Origin of the sequence: Geomicrobium halophilum (genome assembly GCF_014207655.1) — a bacterium.
GTDB classification, from domain to species: Bacteria; Bacillota; Bacilli; order Bacillales; family Marinococcaceae; genus Geomicrobium; species Geomicrobium halophilum.
This window is the reverse complement of sequence record NZ_JACHHJ010000001.1, coordinates 1,438,053-1,454,359: the sequence shown is the minus strand read 5'-3', so window position 1 is coordinate 1,454,359 and position 16,307 is coordinate 1,438,053. Positions and strand designations below refer to the sequence as shown.

General features: G+C 42.6%; 17 protein-coding genes and 1 pseudogene. 12 read left to right on the top strand and 6 right to left on the bottom strand.

Going from position 1 to position 16,307, the window contains the following annotated elements:
* Positions 1–37: 37 nt before the first annotated feature.
* Entirely contained in the window at positions 38–1,324 is a 1,287-nt protein-coding gene (locus HNR44_RS07120) for a replication-associated recombination protein A (protein WP_184403365.1), read from the bottom strand.
* 345 nt (positions 1,325–1,669) lie between these two features.
* Between HNR44_RS07120 and cymR the strand changes: the two genes are divergently transcribed.
* From cymR to HNR44_RS07080, 8 genes are all read left to right on the top strand, one after another.
* The gene (gene cymR, locus HNR44_RS07115; RefSeq protein WP_184403364.1) at positions 1,670–2,089 is read left to right on the top strand and encodes a cysteine metabolism transcriptional regulator CymR; all 420 of its coding nucleotides are present in this window, start codon (positions 1,670–1,672) and stop codon (positions 2,087–2,089) included.
* Between the two features lie 81 nt (positions 2,090–2,170).
* Positions 2,171–3,331 (top strand): cysteine desulfurase family protein, encoded by a 1,161-nt coding sequence (locus tag HNR44_RS07110; protein WP_184403363.1) that lies wholly within the window; start codon positions 2,171–2,173, stop codon positions 3,329–3,331.
* An 11-nt stretch (positions 3,332–3,342) separates the two neighbouring features.
* Positions 3,343–4,467 carry a tRNA 2-thiouridine(34) synthase MnmA gene (gene mnmA / locus HNR44_RS07105; RefSeq protein ID WP_184403362.1) on the top strand — a complete coding sequence of 375 codons (1,125 nt, stop codon included), beginning with the start codon at positions 3,343–3,345 and terminating at the stop codon, positions 4,465–4,467.
* Entirely contained in the window at positions 4,460–5,125 is a 666-nt protein-coding gene (locus HNR44_RS17930; RefSeq protein WP_343069398.1) for a tetratricopeptide repeat protein, read from the top strand. Before mnmA ends, HNR44_RS17930 begins: the two co-directional genes overlap by 8 nt.
* A gap of 22 nt (positions 5,126–5,147) precedes the next feature.
* Positions 5,148–7,436 (top strand): SF1B family DNA helicase RecD2, encoded by a 2,289-nt coding sequence (recD2, locus tag HNR44_RS07095; RefSeq protein ID WP_246407013.1) that lies wholly within the window; start codon positions 5,148–5,150, stop codon positions 7,434–7,436.
* 82 nt (positions 7,437–7,518) lie between these two features.
* Positions 7,519–7,737 carry a hypothetical protein gene (locus HNR44_RS07090; protein ID WP_184403359.1) on the top strand — a complete coding sequence of 73 codons (219 nt, stop codon included), beginning with the start codon at positions 7,519–7,521 and terminating at the stop codon, positions 7,735–7,737.
* Positions 7,738–7,761: 24 nt separating this feature from the next.
* The gene (locus HNR44_RS07085) at positions 7,762–7,932 is read left to right on the top strand and encodes a hypothetical protein (RefSeq protein WP_184403358.1); all 171 of its coding nucleotides are present in this window, start codon (positions 7,762–7,764) and stop codon (positions 7,930–7,932) included.
* A 308-nt stretch (positions 7,933–8,240) separates the two neighbouring features.
* A complete protein-coding gene (locus tag HNR44_RS07080; RefSeq protein WP_184403357.1) occupies positions 8,241–9,308 on the top strand; it encodes an AI-2E family transporter in 1,068 nt (355 codons plus the stop codon).
* A gap of 896 nt (positions 9,309–10,204) precedes the next feature.
* Here HNR44_RS07080 and HNR44_RS18015 read toward each other — a convergent pair.
* Positions 10,205–10,687 (bottom strand): universal stress protein, encoded by a 483-nt coding sequence (locus HNR44_RS18015; protein ID WP_425489448.1) that lies wholly within the window; start codon positions 10,685–10,687, stop codon positions 10,205–10,207.
* Between the two features lie 565 nt (positions 10,688–11,252).
* On the opposite strand from HNR44_RS18015, the gene HNR44_RS07070 reads away from it, so the two are divergent.
* Positions 11,253–11,702, top strand: a complete 450-nt coding sequence (locus tag HNR44_RS07070; RefSeq protein WP_184403356.1) for a GNAT family N-acetyltransferase — start codon at positions 11,253–11,255, stop codon at positions 11,700–11,702.
* A 199-nt stretch (positions 11,703–11,901) separates the two neighbouring features.
* Here the strand turns inward: HNR44_RS07070 and HNR44_RS17925 are convergent, their stop codons facing one another.
* The gene (locus HNR44_RS17925) at positions 11,902–11,976 is read right to left on the bottom strand and encodes a hypothetical protein (RefSeq protein ID WP_343069423.1); all 75 of its coding nucleotides are present in this window, start codon (positions 11,974–11,976) and stop codon (positions 11,902–11,904) included.
* Positions 11,974–12,476: pseudogene (locus HNR44_RS07065) on the bottom strand (recombinase family protein); the annotation flags it as partial. The pseudogene HNR44_RS07065 and the gene HNR44_RS17925, both read right to left, overlap by 3 nt.
* Positions 12,477–13,107: 631 nt before the next feature.
* Between HNR44_RS07065 and HNR44_RS07060 the strand changes: the two are divergent.
* The 3 genes from HNR44_RS07060 to HNR44_RS07050 all read left to right on the top strand — a co-directional run bounded on the left by HNR44_RS07060 (position 13,108) and on the right by HNR44_RS07050 (position 15,304).
* A complete protein-coding gene (locus tag HNR44_RS07060) occupies positions 13,108–13,824 on the top strand; it encodes a hypothetical protein (RefSeq protein ID WP_184403355.1) in 717 nt (238 codons plus the stop codon).
* A 221-nt stretch (positions 13,825–14,045) separates the two neighbouring features.
* Positions 14,046–14,993, top strand: a complete 948-nt coding sequence (locus HNR44_RS07055; protein WP_184403354.1) for an HIRAN domain-containing protein — start codon at positions 14,046–14,048, stop codon at positions 14,991–14,993.
* Entirely contained in the window at positions 14,993–15,304 is a 312-nt protein-coding gene (locus HNR44_RS07050) for a hypothetical protein (RefSeq protein ID WP_184403353.1), read from the top strand. The genes HNR44_RS07055 and HNR44_RS07050 overlap by 1 nt, the downstream gene beginning before the upstream one ends.
* 46 nt (positions 15,305–15,350) lie before the next feature.
* On the opposite strand, the gene HNR44_RS07045 is transcribed toward HNR44_RS07050, so the two are convergent.
* Together HNR44_RS07045 and HNR44_RS07040 are read right to left on the bottom strand one after the other, a co-directional pair.
* Positions 15,351–15,746, bottom strand: a complete 396-nt coding sequence (locus HNR44_RS07045) for a tyrosine-type recombinase/integrase (RefSeq protein WP_184403352.1) — start codon at positions 15,744–15,746, stop codon at positions 15,351–15,353.
* Between the two features lie 83 nt (positions 15,747–15,829).
* Positions 15,830–16,228, bottom strand: coding sequence for a tyrosine-type recombinase/integrase (locus tag HNR44_RS07040; RefSeq protein ID WP_184403603.1), 399 nt, complete (start codon positions 16,226–16,228; stop codon positions 15,830–15,832).
* Positions 16,229–16,307: the final 79 nt, after the last annotated feature.

Sequence of the window (16,307 nt, the reverse complement as noted above, 5' to 3'; positions counted from 1 at the left end):
AGAAAGAAGTAAATGGACGAAAGTTTGGGGAAGCATGCTATTGTTTGTCAGATTTTAATTTCTGGTTAATTTTTGTTTGTGCCTCTCGGAATGCTTGTTCAAATTTACTGTTTCCTTTAAATCGCAAATATCGATGATCTTTAAGCGGATCAGGAAGGTATTGCTGTTGAATGAGCCCATCTTTGTAATCATGGGGATAGAGGTACCCTACGCCACGGTTTAATTGTTTGGCTCCTTGGTAATGACTGTCTCGTATATGCGCAGGTATCGCTGGCGAACCGTATCTTTGAATATCTTGAAGGGCGCTGTCCATCGCGGTATACGCGGCGTTCGATTTTGGTGAGAGCGCTAGCTCGGTAACGGCATTCGCGAGGGGGATGCGGGCTTCGGGAAATCCTAGCCGCTCGGCTGATTCTATGGCAGTGAGCGTACGCGCTCCGGCCTGCGGGTTGGCAAGACCGATATCTTCATATGCGATCACGAGCAATCTGCGGGCTATACTAGTGAGATCGCCGACGGTAATTAATCTTGCCAAATAATGAAGGGCTGCATCCGCATCACTTCCCCGGATTGATTTTTGAAAAGCAGAAAGAACGTCATAATGATGATCCCCATCATGATCATGATCGAAATTTTTCTTCTGGGTACACGTTTCAGCGATAGATAGATCGATATGAATCATTTGGTCATTTCCAGGCGGCGTTGATAGGACTGCGAGTTCCAATGCATTTAATGCCGCCCTCATATCCCCCCCGGAAGACGTAGCGATATGTTCAAGCGCATCATCATCCACGTGGGTGCGGTATTCGCCAAGGCCTTTGTTCTTGTCTTTAAGCGAAGCTTTAAGCATGTGTCGAATATCTTTCGATTCAGGTTTGAAGAGTTCGAATACGTGACAACGGCTGCGAATGGCAGGATTTATGGAATGATAAGGATTGGCAGTGGTCGCTCCGATGACAAGTAATTGTCCGCTTTCCAAGTGGGGCAGCAAGAAATCCTGTTTGCTTTTATCAAGCCGGTGAAACTCATCAAGGATTACGATTAATCTTCCGTACATCTTTGCTTCATCTGCTGCGATTTGTAAGTCTTTTTTTTGATGCTGGACAGCGTTTAGCAGCCGGTAATGAATGTTGGCACTGCCAGCAAGAGCAATGGCTAAGGAAGTTTTACCTGTTCCCGGTGGTCCATATAAAATCATGGGGTGAAGCTTATTCGCCTCTACCATCCTGCGAATGAGTGCCCCTTCGCCTAACAGGTGGCCTTGACCGTATACTTCTTCGATGGTACTTGGGCGCATACTGTAGGCGAGTGGTGATGTACTCATATTTTCAACTCCTCATTAGATTGGGAATGCACGTTCTTATTAATGTTCATCATAGCAAAGACATTTTAGATCAACAAGTGATTGGTCTTGAATGCATAGGTGTTCAAAGGGAAAGGACAACATGGTATAATACCTGGGGATACTGATCGATTCGCTATGTTTTACATTCCACGCAAGTGGATGGGAGGAGCCACCTATCATCATTTGAGAGGATCTCGGGAGTGTCCATTGGGGCATTTGAATCGGTTTATGTAAAAGATGTTTTCATCGTTGCTGGAACGATTGATTTTATACATGAACACACGGTAAGAAGAATTGAATGTTTGCTTAGAAAGAAGGGAAAAAATGAAAATTTCAACAAAAGGCCGGTATGGATTAACCATTATGATGGCATTAGCTAAAAAGCATGGAGAGGGTCCAACTTCGTTAAAATCAATTGCAAAGGATTATGATCTCTCTGAACATTATCTTGAGCAATTAATCGCGCCGTTGCGAAATGCTATGTTCGTGAAAAGTATCCGCGGAGCCTATGGTGGTTACATGTTAGCGGCAGATCCAAAAGAAATTACTGCAGGGGACATCATCCGTGTTCTTGAAGGACCGATCAGTCCAGTTGAGGTTTTGGATGATGAAGAACCGGCGAAGCGTGATCTTTGGATTAAAATTAGAGATGCTGTTAAGGAGGTCCTTGATTCAACGACACTGGACGACTTGGCGAATTATAAAGAGACCGCTGATCTGGAAGACTATATGTTCTACATTTAAAGAGGATGATTAAAGTTAGAACCTTAGTGGATGGGACCCCACTTAGGCTCTTTTTGTCCACGAATAAAAAGGGGGGGTTGCATGACAGGCATTTATTTGGATCATGCCGCGACGACGCCCGTTCGTCCAGAAGTTTGGGAAAGGATGAAGCCCTATCTTGACGGCACGTTCCCCGGGAATCCGTCGAGTATTCACCGTTACGGGAGACAGGCTCGTCAGGCGGTGGATGCTGCGAGGGTAGCAGTAGCTGAAAGTATAGGTGCCAGTTCTGAAGAAATTGTTTTCACGAGTGGAGGAACAGAGTCAGATAATCTAGCGATCACAGGTGCAGCTAGAGCCCGTCGACATGAGGGGAACCATGTGATTTCGACAAAGACAGAGCACCATGCTGTTTTGCACGCATGCGCACAACTGGAACGAGAAGGTTTCGAGGTCACTTATTTACCAGTTACAGCCGATGGGATTGTGCGTTTGGAATCGTTGCTTGATGCGCTTCGAGAAGATACAATTTTAGTGACGGTGATGCACGGAAACAATGAGACGGGTGCCATTCAACCTATCGCTGATATTGGTGATCAATTACGTGAACACGGGGCATTTTTTCATACTGATGCTGTACAATCGTTCGGAACACTCTCTGTGGATGTGGCAGAACTAAATGTTGACTTGCTGACTGGGTCGGCTCACAAGATCAACGGTCCGAAAGGAGCAGGCTTTTTGTACGTAAAAAAAGACACGACGCTCCATCCGCTCGTTTTTGGCGGGGAACAGGAAAGACGTTTGCGACCGGGGACAGAAAATGTCCCCGCGATCGTTGGTTTTGGCGAGGCTGTGCAATTGCTGCAAAAGGAAAAAGAAGAGCGGGCACAAGCCTGTAAACGTTTCATTCATCGTCTATTGACCGCTCTCGATGCTGAAAAGGTTCCTTATGAAATGAATGGGAGCCAAGAACAAAAACTGCCGCACATCATTAATGTTCATTTTCCAGGTACGCAGACTGAACCTCTCCTTGCTCAACTGGACCTTGAAGGTGTGGCAGTGTCTAGTGGTTCGGCCTGTACGGCAGGGAGCTTCCAGCCCTCCCATGTATTAGCAGCAATGTATGGGGAGAATGATCCACGTATCCGTTCGTCGATTCGCATCAGTGTGGGTTATGGGAATAACGAGGCGCAAATGGACGAGACTGCTAAGCAAATAGCTAAAATTACAAAGAAACAACGGAAAGTATTGGGTCAAAAGTGAGGTGAAAGACCATGACTGCGAATAATAGTGACATCCGCGTCGTCGTGGGAATGTCCGGCGGGGTTGATTCTTCCCTCGCTGCGGCTTTGCTGAAAGAAGAAGGCTACGATGTCGTTGGTGTTTTTATGAAAAACTGGGATGACGAAGATGAAAACGGGGTATGCACGGCAACAACGGACTACCGTGATGTCGCCCGTGTTTCTGATCAAATCGGTATTCCTTATTACTCGGTTAATTTTGAACAGCAATATTGGGATAAGGTATTTACGTATTTTCTAGAGGAGTATCGAAAAGGACGTACACCAAACCCGGATGTCGTCTGCAATAAGGAGATTAAATTTAAAGCCTTTCTCGATTACGCATTGATGCTTGGTGCGGATTATGTGGCAACTGGGCACTATGCACGCCTTCATAGACGTGTTGACGGTACAGTTGATCTCATGCGGGGAATCGATAACAATAAAGATCAAACGTACTTTTTGAATCAGTTGAGCCAAGACCAGCTTGCGCAAGTCATGTTTCCGCTCGGCGATTATGAGAAGAAAGATGTGCGGGAAATGGCAGAAGCTCGTGGGCTTGCAACAGCTTCGAAAAAAGACAGCACAGGCATCTGCTTTATTGGCGAACGTGATTTTAAATCCTTCCTAATGGAGTATTTACCAGCACAGCCGGGGGACATGCGGACACCTGAAGGGACGTATAAAGGCCGTCATGAAGGCTTGATGTACTACACCCTAGGGCAACGGCAGGGACTTGGCATCGGTGGTTCCGGGGAGCCATGGTTTGTCGTTGATAAAGACCTTGATCAGAACGTTTTGATCGTTGGACAAGGGAGTCAACATCCTGCCCTCATGTCAGAAGGACTCTACGGATCAGGATTAAACTGGCTGAAACCCTCACTCCCTGCTGAGCCGGTAACGTGTACGGCTAAATTTAGGTATCGTCAAGCAGATCAGGAAGTCACCCTTATGGTGAACGATAAAGATAACTTCTACGTTTCTTTCGCTACCCCTCAACGGGCGGTCACACCGGGGCAAGCCGTTGTCTTTTATGATGGAGACGTCTGCCTCGGCGGGGGAACGATTGATTCGACGGTTCCAAATCAAGAATTAGAAATGGCCACGGGAAGTGAATAAGGTGAACGCATACGAAAAAGGGAGAAACGCCATGCAAGCTGGAGATTACGAAGAAGCCTTATCCTACTTTCGAGAGGCTTTAGAAATCGGCCATGATCATCCTTTGTTGTATACGAATATTGGTAACCTGCTTGAACGTTCCGGTGAATACGAGCAGGCGCTCTCGAGCTATCAACGGGCGATTCAGCTCGACGACGGGCAAGCAGGTGCCTATTATGGGGCAGGAAACATCTCGTATAATATTGAAAGATACAAGGAAGCATTGAAGTTTTACCAACAAGCCGAAGCGCTGGGAATGAATGATGCAAGTCTACACTTGATGATCGGGATGTGTGAATACCAGCTTGGGCAAATCCCATTCGCGATGGCGAGGTTGCAACGCGTTGTAGAGTTAGATCCGCAAGATGTGGAGGCCCGTTTTTATTTTGCTTTAACCCTTGCCCAGTCGCAGCTTCTGGATGAGGCTATAAAGGAGTTCCAGTCTGTTATTAATGACAAAGAAAATCACGCGGACGCCCATTATAATTTAGGGGTTGCCTACCACGCAAAAGCAGAAGACGATAAGGCATTGGATCATTTTAACCGGGCTTTGTCAGCGCAGCCTGATCATCTATTGGCTGCAAACGGAAAGAAGCAAGTGGAAGAAGAACGTAAGTGACCTTTGTATGAGGAGGGAAAGCATGAGTGAAGACTGGAAGTCATCAATGTCAAAGATTACCGGAACGGTTAGTCACGTGATTTTTCGTAATGAAACCAATGGGTATACCGTTTTGAATGTAGACATTGATGAAGCAGCGCCAGTCATAGATGCCCCTTCGATTGCTGTTGTGGGTCATTTTCCTTCACCGCCTGAAGGAGAAATGCTGACATTTTTTGGTCATTACCGTGAGCATGCCCGTTATGGTCAACAATTTAATATGGAACTTTATGAACAGTACATTCCCCGAGGCGGTGCAGCGCTGATCCAATATTTATCGAGTCAACGCTTTCCAGGAATAGGTCGTAAGACAGCCGCGCGAATTGTCGAGACCCTTGGTGATTCCGCCATTGATAAAATTATTAACGACCCCAGCTGTTTGTCCAATGTACCTGAACTTAAACGTAGACAGGCGGAGACGCTTGCCGAGCAATTAGTGGAAGAACAAGAGCTCGCGGGGGTGATGAGCCGCTTGATTACATATGGTTTTGGCACCGAATTGGCAACGAAAATCATTCAGCAATACGAAAGTGAGACGCTACAAGTTGTAGAAAAAGACCCTTATCAACTCATCCAGGATATCGAAGGTATCGGCTTTCAAAAAGCTGATGAACTTGGCATGCAATTAGGAATTGAAGCAACCTCTGAAAAACGATTGAAATCCGGCTTGCTATTTTCTCTCTCTCAAATATCACAAAGCGTCGGCCATGTGTATTTGCCAGAAAATGTATGGGTCGAAGAAACGTTGCAACTATTGAATTATCGAAGCCGGGAAGTGAACGAAGAGATGCTTCTGGAAAGCATCTTGAAGCTTGCCGAAGAAGGGGCCGTTGCTGTTCAAGAAGGCCGTGGCTACATGCTCTCGCTCTATTTTGCTGAAAAAGGATTAGCGACCAGCATTCAACGCATCATGGACACAAAAGATCAAGAAGCATTCTCTGAAGATCTTTTCCTGCAAACGCTAGGGGAAATGGAGGAGGCATTTAAGATTACATACGCCGATCGTCAGAAAGAAGCGGTGGAACTTGCGTTGAAGTCTCCCCTCATGATTCTGACAGGTGGACCGGGCACAGGGAAAACGACGGTCATTCGTGCGATTGTTGAGATGTTTAAACGCATACGAGGGTGGGCAAGTCGTAAAGAAAAAAACCTTCCAGTCCTGCTTGCCGCTCCAACAGGGAGAGCAGCAAAACGAATGGCGGAGACAACCGGACTGCCAGCGTATACGATCCACAAATGGCTCGGATGGCGCGGCGAAGATGAGGAATATCTAGAACATGACGAAGAGAATCCACTGGACGGGGAATTACTCATTGTTGATGAGGCCTCGATGATTGATGTTTGGCTCGCCAATCAATTGTTCAAGGCGATTCCCTCTCATATGCAAGTGGTTATCGTCGGGGATGAAGATCAGCTGCCATCGGTCGGCCCCGGTCAAGTGCTTGGTGACTTACTCAGGTCCCAGGCAGTTCCGGCTGTATCGCTTTCAGCGGTTTACCGCCAAGCCGAAGGTTCTTCGATTATCGACCTGGCGCACGCACTTAAAGAAGGACATTTATCCGCGGAGTTTACAAAACCGAAGCCTGATCGTTCTTTTATCCCGTGTAACGGAATGAACATGACGGATATGGTCAAACAGATCTGTGAGAAAGCAATGAACAAGGGGTATACGGCCCGGGAGATTCAAGTCCTTGCGCCTATGTACAAAGGACCGAGCGGAATCCATTTGTTAAACGAAATGTTGCAGGAGCTGTTTAATCCTCCGGCCCAAGGTAAGCGTTCCATAAAATACGGAGAAGTGAATTATCGCCAGGGAGATATTGTTTTACAACTCGTCAATAACCCTGAAGATAATGTCTTTAATGGGGATAGAGGAGAAATTGTAGCCATCCTCAAAGAAAAAGAAAGCGAAGATAGCAAAGAAAAAGTCGTCGTAAGTTTTGACGGCATTGAAGTCAATTACGAAAAACAAGACTTAAAACAAATCATGCTTGCCTATTGCAGCTCTATTCATAAAGCACAGGGAAGTGAATTTCCTATCGTCATTGTACCCTTATCTATGTCATACCACCGCATGCTGAAAAGGAATTTGCTTTATACTGCGGTCACAAGAGCTCGGGATTCTTTAGTCTTGGTTGGTGAAAGGCGAGCGTTTGACATTGCCGTGAATAATAATGATCAGAATAGCCGTTATTCCCATTTGCATGTACGCCTGGCGGATGAAGAGGAAGCAAGTTCCAAACATGAAGGTCATAAATCTGAGTTATACTAATCATCCTGACACTTTTTATGTATAGCAAAGGAATGATTGGGCCATTCTTGTGATAAAGGGAATTTTTCACAGGAGGGTCCATATGGTTCACTGCCCTAATTGTCATTTTAAAGACTTAGGAAAAATAGGGAGCAGTCAATATTATTGTTGGCGTTGTTGTTTAGAAGTTGATGTTCAAGGAGAAGTTATGTCCGTGTTTCAAGTGGAGGAAGACGGCTCACTAAGCTCCTTGGACGACCTCTTCAGCAGCGAGGAACGGCAATTACAGGATTCCGGGCTCATACCAAAAGCGTCAGGATGATAATGGTGTAACGGAGGATTGCTCATGAACAACAAAGCTACCGCATCATCACTGCTGATCGCAGGGATTGGAAGCGTAGGTACCGCAATTTATATGATGAGTGCCCAAAATGGTTCAAGGCGCAATCTCATGTCCCAGCTTAAAAGAAACCGGTATTATAAGCAATTGCGAAAAGCCTATAAGCGCGCTTTCTAGCTAAAAATCGCCCCAAGCCGGGCGATTTTTTCGTTTATAGAGAGGCCGTCAAAAACGGAAGAAGGAAAATAAAAGCTTAACCTGGATAATAACCCTCCAATGGTAAATGCTAATGGTACGTAAACAAGGTGGAATAAACTGAGTCGTCAGGCGAAAAGACATAGGCGCTATCGTCGTGAAGTCGAGGGCGTCCGTTTGTTATGGTTATGTTGATGTTTGCTGAAGACCTACCAAACGTTGGCTATGACCGCTCCTCTTTTGTTCCGGGTTTTTGGAATATCATTTAGAAATTCTATGTGGAGGTAAGCATGAAAACACGCCCATGGTTGCTTCGTTTTCTTTTTGTACTCGTTCTCTTGGCATGTATATACTTCATATATTTACTTGCACCTGTTTGGAAGCCATTTCTTTCTAGTTTAGGGAAAATTATGCTTCCGTTTCTTCTCGCTGGATTGTTCGCGTATCTTCTTCACCCGGTGATTGATTTCTTACAGCGAAAAGGAGTCCCGCGGGCGCTTTCCGTTTTGCTGATCTATGTGATGTTTTTTGGTGGAGGAGCCTGGGCTTTGATCGAGTCTGCTCCTATTCTTATGCGTCAATATATTTCGTTTGTGAATGAATGGCCGGAGTGGTTACAAACCTTTGAGAATGGCTGGCTAACGCTCCACCGCCAAATTGATTCCTTACCGCCCATCCTTCATGATCAGGCAGAAAAAGGAGTGTCGCAACTACAGACAAATGGTGAGGAAATGCTAGAAGGGGTATTAGAACAGTGGCCGGCGATTATGGAAGCCATTGTCATGTTATTTTTACTTCCCTTTTTAACTTTTTATTTGCTAAAGGATTTGCAAGCATTTGAAAAAGCTTTAGTGTATATCACTCCCAAGCGATGGCGTGAACAAGGGAAAAAACTGGCGCAAGCCGTTGATCATGCACTCGGCTTCTATATTCGCGGCCAGCTCGTTGTCTCTCTATGCGTCGGTATTCTTTCGATCCTGGCTTTATGGATCGTACAGGTTCCTTATCCGATGATCCTTGGTATCTTCATGGGACTGATGGATTTAATTCCTTATGTGGGACCTTACATAGGGGCAGTCCCAGCCGTGATTGTAGCGATTACAATATCCTGGGAAACGGTTTTATTTACGGTGATTGCCATTACTATTGTTCAGCAACTGGAAAGTAACGTCTTATCTCCCTATATCATGGGGAAAAGTGCACACCTTCATCCCCTCTTGATTTTGCTTGCGTTATTGATAGGGTATGAATTCGCCGGTTTTATCGGCTTGTTAATCGCTGTTCCGTTATTTGTCATTGCTGGAGAAGTAATTAGGGTGTTTAGAAAAAAGGAAAGTGAAGAGGAGGCTTATGAGTAGGTAGTTCCCTAGCGGGAACTACTCAATTTTTACACCATGCCTCGTTAGATGCATTAAAATCTTTTCATATGAATTGATAAGAGGGGCAAAAAGAGCCAAGAAGTTTTAGAAAAGGTTAGCTTATCCCCAAAATGGCGAGTCTAGATTTTTATGCTCTGGAGTGCAAGGAAACCCGTCTCGAGTACCCTGCTTGAACCACGATAGCATTCCCTTCTCACGAAGGAAAAGTGAGTTTCTTTTCCGAAGAGCAAAGCGCCAGCTGGCTGCTCGTAAGCGTTTCGAAAGATGTATATGTTTCGATTAGGTGAGGCAAAGTAAGATTAGAGTCATTACCGGCCTTGTTCACGCATATCATTTAAGAAAAACAAAATCTTGATATAAAGGGTAAGATTCAGGTTACCTAAATCAGAAGGGAGCAAGGGTTATGTTTAACTATATTCATAAGCTTACGATTTGTGGAGTAGAGGTGTACAAGCATTCAAATAGTGGACGGTGGTATTTTAAAAATAAAAAAGGTAATATGCAACGGTTACCATTATTTTAAAAAGCCTTGTCGGCTTTTTAATTTTTTTGCAACATGATCAAACGCTCTCCGTTGAGTGAAAATACTTATACAGAAGTGCATGAAAAAGATGGGTAGAGAAAGAAAAGAAGAAATAATCAAAGTCGACCGAAGAGCGCCGGGATTTTACATTCATACAACCCTTGATCCAGATGTACAAGCGGTATAGCAAAGGTACCTACAAAGAACGACTATCATCAACATTTTGTCGCCCCGGACGTCAAAGCCAGGGGTCACTTTCCAATCTTGTCAATTCGGATTATTTATTAATTTTATAATTAGAAAAATTGAATGTTCGCAAGAGCTATTCAAGTTTGTTTCCAACTGTAAATTATCATCCTTCATGAGTATTTTTATTACTTCTTATAAATAAATTGTTTTTCGCCTTATGATCGATATCTGCGCTTCTGACCGTAATTACATCACATGAGGCTGATTTAATAATTGCATCGGATACACTTCCTACCAAGATCCGCTCCACTTTGTTTCCTTGGTTAGCTCCAATCATAACAAGGTCAATGTTATAATTGGGAACAATATGCTGAGTGATTTTTATACTAGGGGACCCGGTCTCAAAAATGGTTTCAGTGTTGGTAAGGCCTTTGTCTATTGCTCTTCGTTGGTATTTTATCAGCGTTTCGTGAGCTTCTTCTTCGGTACGTTTCACTATCTTACGGTCGAATCTTTGTATGGTGGCATAAGGTTTCGGATCAACAACTGTTGCGATATACAGTTTTGCATTTTGGGTAATGGCAAATGTGCAAGCCTGATCAAAAGTATCAAATGAGGCCCCTTCACAATCTACGCATACGAGGATTTTCTGGTAATCAGACAGTTTAGTTCCTCCTTCTCATCTTCAATGGCGTTTTGTAAATTTCAGCGAGAAAAAAAGCCAACAAGAAGAGTAGCAAACGATCTTCTTATTGGCTCATTCATACAACTAAACACTTTTCTACAATAAAAATAACACCTGAGATTTTTGGGTGTCAATCTGTTTTTGTAATTTTCTTTTTGTTGAGCAACATTTTTAATTACATAAATAATAACAACGCAAAGCCAATACAGCCATCCCTTAGTATCCACGATGGCGAAATGTCACCGGTCATACTTTTTGGCTGCTGGGAGTAGATCTTATAATACCATAATTTAGGCTACCAATGAAGAAGGTATTAACACCAAAAAAGCTGTTACAGCTCCTAGTGATGAACAGTCGAATAACTTTATATCATGAAGAAAAACCTAGATCTGCAAAATATTCCAACCTGTGAAGTTTTATTCATTTTAAAATATGGAGGTCATGTGATACTCTTTTTTCCGTAATGGAATGAATGGAATGAAACGGAGCGCTACTACCAAACGGAGAAATTAGATAGGAGGTCATTATGGCAATGATTGAACGCGCTCAGAAGCAAGATGTGAGTGAAATTTTATCATTACAAAAGCTCGCCTATGTGAGTGAAGCTGAAATCTATAATAATTACAACATTATGCCGCTTAAAGAGGATTTAGCTACCGCGGAACAATCTTTCGAGGACAACATTGTGTTGAAATATGTAGAAGAAGGAAGAATCGTTGGTTCGGTTCGGGCCTATGAGAAAGATGGTGAATGTTTCATAAATAAACTCATGGTCCACCCTGAATATAGGAATCGTGGGATCGCTCAAAAGCTAATGGAAGGAATCGAAAAACAGTTTAAAGGTGTGACTTATAAGTTGTTTACTGGAAGTCGTTCCACAAAGAATATTGCGCTCTATGAAAAGCTTGGTTATAAAGGCTACAAAAAAGAGAAGCTTGATGTGGAAGATACAGTATTCCTTTTTATGATGAAATAAAATGAGGAAACTCGACACAAATGTTAACGTATAGATTACATTGATTTACAATTGCGGTGGTATACGTAATGTTGACGTGTACTGCCGAATTATTTTTTTATGTTCATTGGTCGTCGCGATCACGGCGACGCCGCCCCGCATACATCGACCCTGAATGATATTCGCTTTTCTCCTACGCTTGCGCCAGCTGTCGTCTGCCTTACGTTTGCTTCGTTTTATGATACAAGGTAGACTTCGGCACGCCTGTCGCTTTCACTATATCCGCCACGCTCATGCCGTTTGTTCCCCGTTCCTGATACAGCTTTAGCGCTTGCTTGACGTCCTTTTCCGGCTTTGATGGCCGACCCATACGCTTACCTTGCTTCTTTGCGCGTTCACGCCCTTTCGTTGTATGCTCTACGATCAAGTCACGTTCAAACTGAGCAAAGCTACCTAGCACGTTGAATAGAAGCGTCTGCAAGCTGTTTGCGTCGTCCGTCCTATAAACGTCATGTTATCACTGACAAAGCGAACACTAATGCCATTTTCCGCAAGCTGGTTGACGATTTTATTTAAGTCGATAATGGAACTGGCCAAGCGATCAATTTTCGTTACGATCACGGTATCACCCGGACTGGCAAATTTTAGCATTTCCACAAGTAGTGTCCGTTGTGCCGTGCTGGTTCCCGTTACCTTCTCCACGAATATTCTTTCGCAGCCTTCCTGTTCAAGTATCTCTTTTTGTGTCTCATAGTCTTGTCCAGTCGTTGACACTCTCGCATAACCTATGATCATTCGTTACACCTCCGTCTATAAGTTAACTATCTTTTGTACTTTTAGATTATAGACTAACTTCTAAACGAAATTAAGGCCGATATAAGGACTGTTTTATAACGTTCAAAAGTTAAGACTTTTAGACACGTAGCACGTTGCCATGTATCGCAACAAAAACGACGGCCGGATAGAATAGATTTAATTATTCAACGACGTCAAGGCGGCGCCACTTATACGTTAAGTTGCGATCATGCCGACCTTGCCGCGCTGTTCGTTCGATAGCTAAGTGAGTTCTTCCGTTTGTATGATTCGAAAATAGCGAACATAATTTTGTGCGAACGATTGGGGCGAACACCCCGGGGTTATACGAACATATGCGCTCTGAAAGGCGCCCGCAATTTTCCGACAAAATTTTCTAAACCGAAGTCTAAGTCAACGAATTACCTGCCATGGTTAAACGTAGGCGAGCGTGTTCATTTGACAAATGTAAAAGCAAAGGTGGAAAAACTGAAGTAAATCTAAACTGTTTCATAGAAAAGGTGCGAAAATAAAGTTGTTTCATTTATAATAAAGATAATGAATAAATTTCCATCAGTTTATTCATTAACAGGCTATTATATGGAATAAAAATATCTGGAATTGGGTGATGAAAATGGAAACTGATCTATACTCCTTACTGTATTTAATGATCGGTTTAATAATTGGGAATTTTCTTCCGAGCTTCATGAAAAAGAAGGGGGAAAATTTAGCTACTAAACAAGACATTCGGAGAATTACTGAACTAACTGAAGAAGTAAAGGGAGAACAAAATAAACTGCTTACAAATTTTGAATTATATACAGTTAAAAAACATGAATGTTATCCTGAGCTCTTCAAATTAATTGAAATATGTAATGGGGCAGTTCAAGGTTTAAGAGGGTTCCAACGAGGGAAATTAGATTTTGAAAGTTTGAACGCTCAAGAGATTGAATCAGAGATGCACGATAAACAAATTATAGCTAAGGATAGGGAACTTATTCGAGGTTTATGGAATAATACCAATGACAAAAAGCAAGCTAAGATTTATCTAGATAAAATATCGCAAAGAATTAATTATAATAAGGCAGAAGAAAAAATTATTGAGGCAAATAATTATTTTTATTTTAAGATTCTCTATTTATCTAAGGATATTGAAAAAAGTGGAAGTGATCTTTTACAAAAAATATGGCAATTATGGCTAAGTTACGACCCAGATCACCTTGAAGATAAGATAAGGGCTGGTGGAGATGTGATATCTAGTGCAGAACTAATTGAAGATATTGATTCAATGAAAACTGATCTGAAGTTAATAATTAGAAAAGAGCTCTTTCCAAGTGAATATGAAAGTTAATGCGCGCTTTTCTTTTTACTTAGATAAGATAGTTCCTATTTAATGCTGAAAATGAATTGTAAGCGGTTCACAAAATTCAAGAAGCAATTTCGGGTGAATAACCCAAATTGAGTATGTGAAGCGAATAAGTGAGTCCTTCTGAATCAAGCCATTTTGGAATTAGTATAAGTGTCCTTTTTGTGTACAAGGGCCCTAGAAAAAATATAAGGGAGCTTATATTCATGATTAATTTATTAAAAAAAATGTTTTCAACTTCACAAGAACAAGAAATTAAACATATGAGATCGCAAAAACCAAACATTAAAACAAAAAATGCAGGTGATAAACAGTATAGTAAAAAAGTTGATAAATTAAGCAAAGGTCAACTATTCCCTAAGGTTGCCACTATTGATGATCCAAGCAAGAGAAAAATTAATGAAGCATATAGACTCAGTGACGATTTGGAAAATATGGTTCGTGTAAATCCACCTCAACCAAAAGGAACACCTAAAAAAGTCCTTGAGTTTGTTCCAATTGCAGGTATACAAAGGAGAAAAAAAGACGCTTTGAAATTTGCGATTAGTGAAAATATATACCTAGAGCTAGAAAAAGAACCGGATAATTCTTATGATAAAAATGCTATTAAAGTTAATGGGATTTGCACAATAAATGGAAATGAACAAACTATTTTTTTAGGCTATGTTCCTGGTAAATATACTAAGCAACTCTCCAACTATAATACATTGAATGCAACAATTAAAACTATATACTATCCAACTGATGAAAAAGGTATTGGATTTAGAATGGACATATGGAGCGAAAAAAATAACAAAAAGGTGGAAGGAAAATCTTATAATAAAAGCATTAAGGTACCAGATGATTCCGTTGATAGGAATTTAGATGGTAAAAAATTAGAGAAAGAAGGATACATTGATAATGCAATTGAATTTTATGAAGCTAATGTTCTAGAAAAATTTGAAGGTAATTTTCCTTACGATCGATTAGCTATTATTTACCGAAAAAGAAAACAATATCAAGAAGAAGTAAGAGTCTTAAAACAGGCTATATCATTATTTGAAAAACTAGAGTCAAATACACATCGTTCTGATGTATCCCCTAAATTAATGAAGTTTAAAGAGCGTTTAAATCGAGCGGAAGAACTTGCTAATAAGGAAAATAACTTACGCTAATGGAAGCTGAGTATATCCAGGTAGACATGACGGTAGAGAACGCAAGCGAGGACGACATTTCGTTTTACCCGTCGCAAGCAACCATGATAACGGACACGGGCGAGCAGTTGGAGCCGGAAATGATGGCAAGCGAACGTATTGAGGGCCAATTTTTGGGCCAAGTGGAGAAACAAGGCACGTCCATTTACATGCTAGAAAATTCCACGGCCGATGAAGTTGAAATCGTAGAATTACGGTTCGACGCACTGCACGATGACGAATTAAACGATCTTGGCGAAAGCATCGAAACGGAAATCGAATTGGAACAATAACGGCATAACATAACAAACGCCCGACACGAACAGTGCCGGGCTTTCGTTAAATCAGCGAAGCAGGGGAATATTTGTCGTGCTGCTCTCGCAAGTGTGGCCCTGCCATGACTGTATAGCGTTGAACCATTGACAGCGACGTATGGCCGAGAATTTGCCGCAAGGACATAATGTCGCCGTCTTGTATGAGGTAGTTAACCGCAACCGTATGGCGAAGCACATGTGGCGTTACCGTGGCGTCCGTAATGCCTGCTACTTGGGCGTACTCTTTCATTTTTTGGGAAAAACGGGACTTGTCCAATTTGTTGCCGTAGATTGTCGTGAACAGGTGCGGCACTTCGAAGTCTTCGACTTCCGCGGCTAACTCTCGCAACAGCTTACTTGTTTTGTTATTAAACGGCACGTAACGATGCGGCGCCGTTTTTTGCGATTGCTGCCGGAACATAAATCGAACATGTCGCGTAGTCAATATTCTTTATTTCAATGTTGATGCTTCCGAAACACGCAAGCTGGAATCGATAAGCAACGTCATGAGAACGGCGTCACGAAAGCCGTTATACGTCCGTCTGGTTCTTTAATCAACCGCCGCACTTGGTCAATCGTTATCGTTTTCACAACGTCTTGCGGTTCTTTAATCTTTTTGATCTTTTGAAAGGGGTTGTAAGCAATGTATTTTTCTTCGTCAAGCCATGCAAACATCGCCTTAATGATGCGCAAGTGCGTGTTGACGCTTTTCACACCGTGGCCCTTCGTTTTGCGGCTATCAGCGACATACCAGTTGTTTTCGAAGCGAACGTGTTCGTGTTGAAGATAATGAACATAAGCGCGTGCGTCATCGAGCGAAATGTTATCCGTTGTTATGTCGCCGAAATAGTCGATCAGTTGCTTGACATATCGTTTCTTGTTATCAAGCGTCGACGTTGCCAGTCCTCCGAACTTTTCGCGAAAACATAAATATCAAGCAACTCGCTTAATTTTCACTGCGGCCGCTTAGCTTCGTCGTTAT

Bases quoted from the DNA above. Each gene is read 5' to 3' on its own strand.
- HNR44_RS07110 (WP_184403363.1), top strand. From the start codon at position 2,171: ATGACAGGCATTTATTTGGATCATGCCGCGACGACGCCCGTTCGTCCA.
- HNR44_RS07055 (WP_184403354.1), top strand. From the start codon at position 14,046: ATGATTAATTTATTAAAAAAAATGTTTTCAACTTCACAAGAACAAGAA.
- HNR44_RS07085 (WP_184403358.1), top strand. From the start codon at position 7,762: ATGAACAACAAAGCTACCGCATCATCACTGCTGATCGCAGGGATTGGA.
- HNR44_RS07070 (WP_184403356.1), top strand. From the start codon at position 11,253: ATGGCAATGATTGAACGCGCTCAGAAGCAAGATGTGAGTGAAATTTTA.
- HNR44_RS07045 (WP_184403352.1), bottom strand. From the start codon at position 15,746: ATGTTCCGGCAGCAATCGCAAAAAACGGCGCCGCATCGTTACGTGCCG.
- mnmA (WP_184403362.1), top strand. From the start codon at position 3,343: ATGACTGCGAATAATAGTGACATCCGCGTCGTCGTGGGAATGTCCGGC.
- HNR44_RS07120 (WP_184403365.1), bottom strand. From the start codon at position 1,324: ATGAGTACATCACCACTCGCCTACAGTATGCGCCCAAGTACCATCGAA.
- HNR44_RS07080 (WP_184403357.1), top strand. From the start codon at position 8,241: ATGAAAACACGCCCATGGTTGCTTCGTTTTCTTTTTGTACTCGTTCTC.
- HNR44_RS07050 (WP_184403353.1), top strand. From the start codon at position 14,993: ATGGAAGCTGAGTATATCCAGGTAGACATGACGGTAGAGAACGCAAGC.
- HNR44_RS07090 (WP_184403359.1), top strand. From the start codon at position 7,519: ATGGTTCACTGCCCTAATTGTCATTTTAAAGACTTAGGAAAAATAGGG.
- HNR44_RS07060 (WP_184403355.1), top strand. From the start codon at position 13,108: ATGGAAACTGATCTATACTCCTTACTGTATTTAATGATCGGTTTAATA.
- recD2 (WP_246407013.1), top strand. From the start codon at position 5,148: ATGAGTGAAGACTGGAAGTCATCAATGTCAAAGATTACCGGAACGGTT.
- cymR (WP_184403364.1), top strand. From the start codon at position 1,670: ATGAAAATTTCAACAAAAGGCCGGTATGGATTAACCATTATGATGGCA.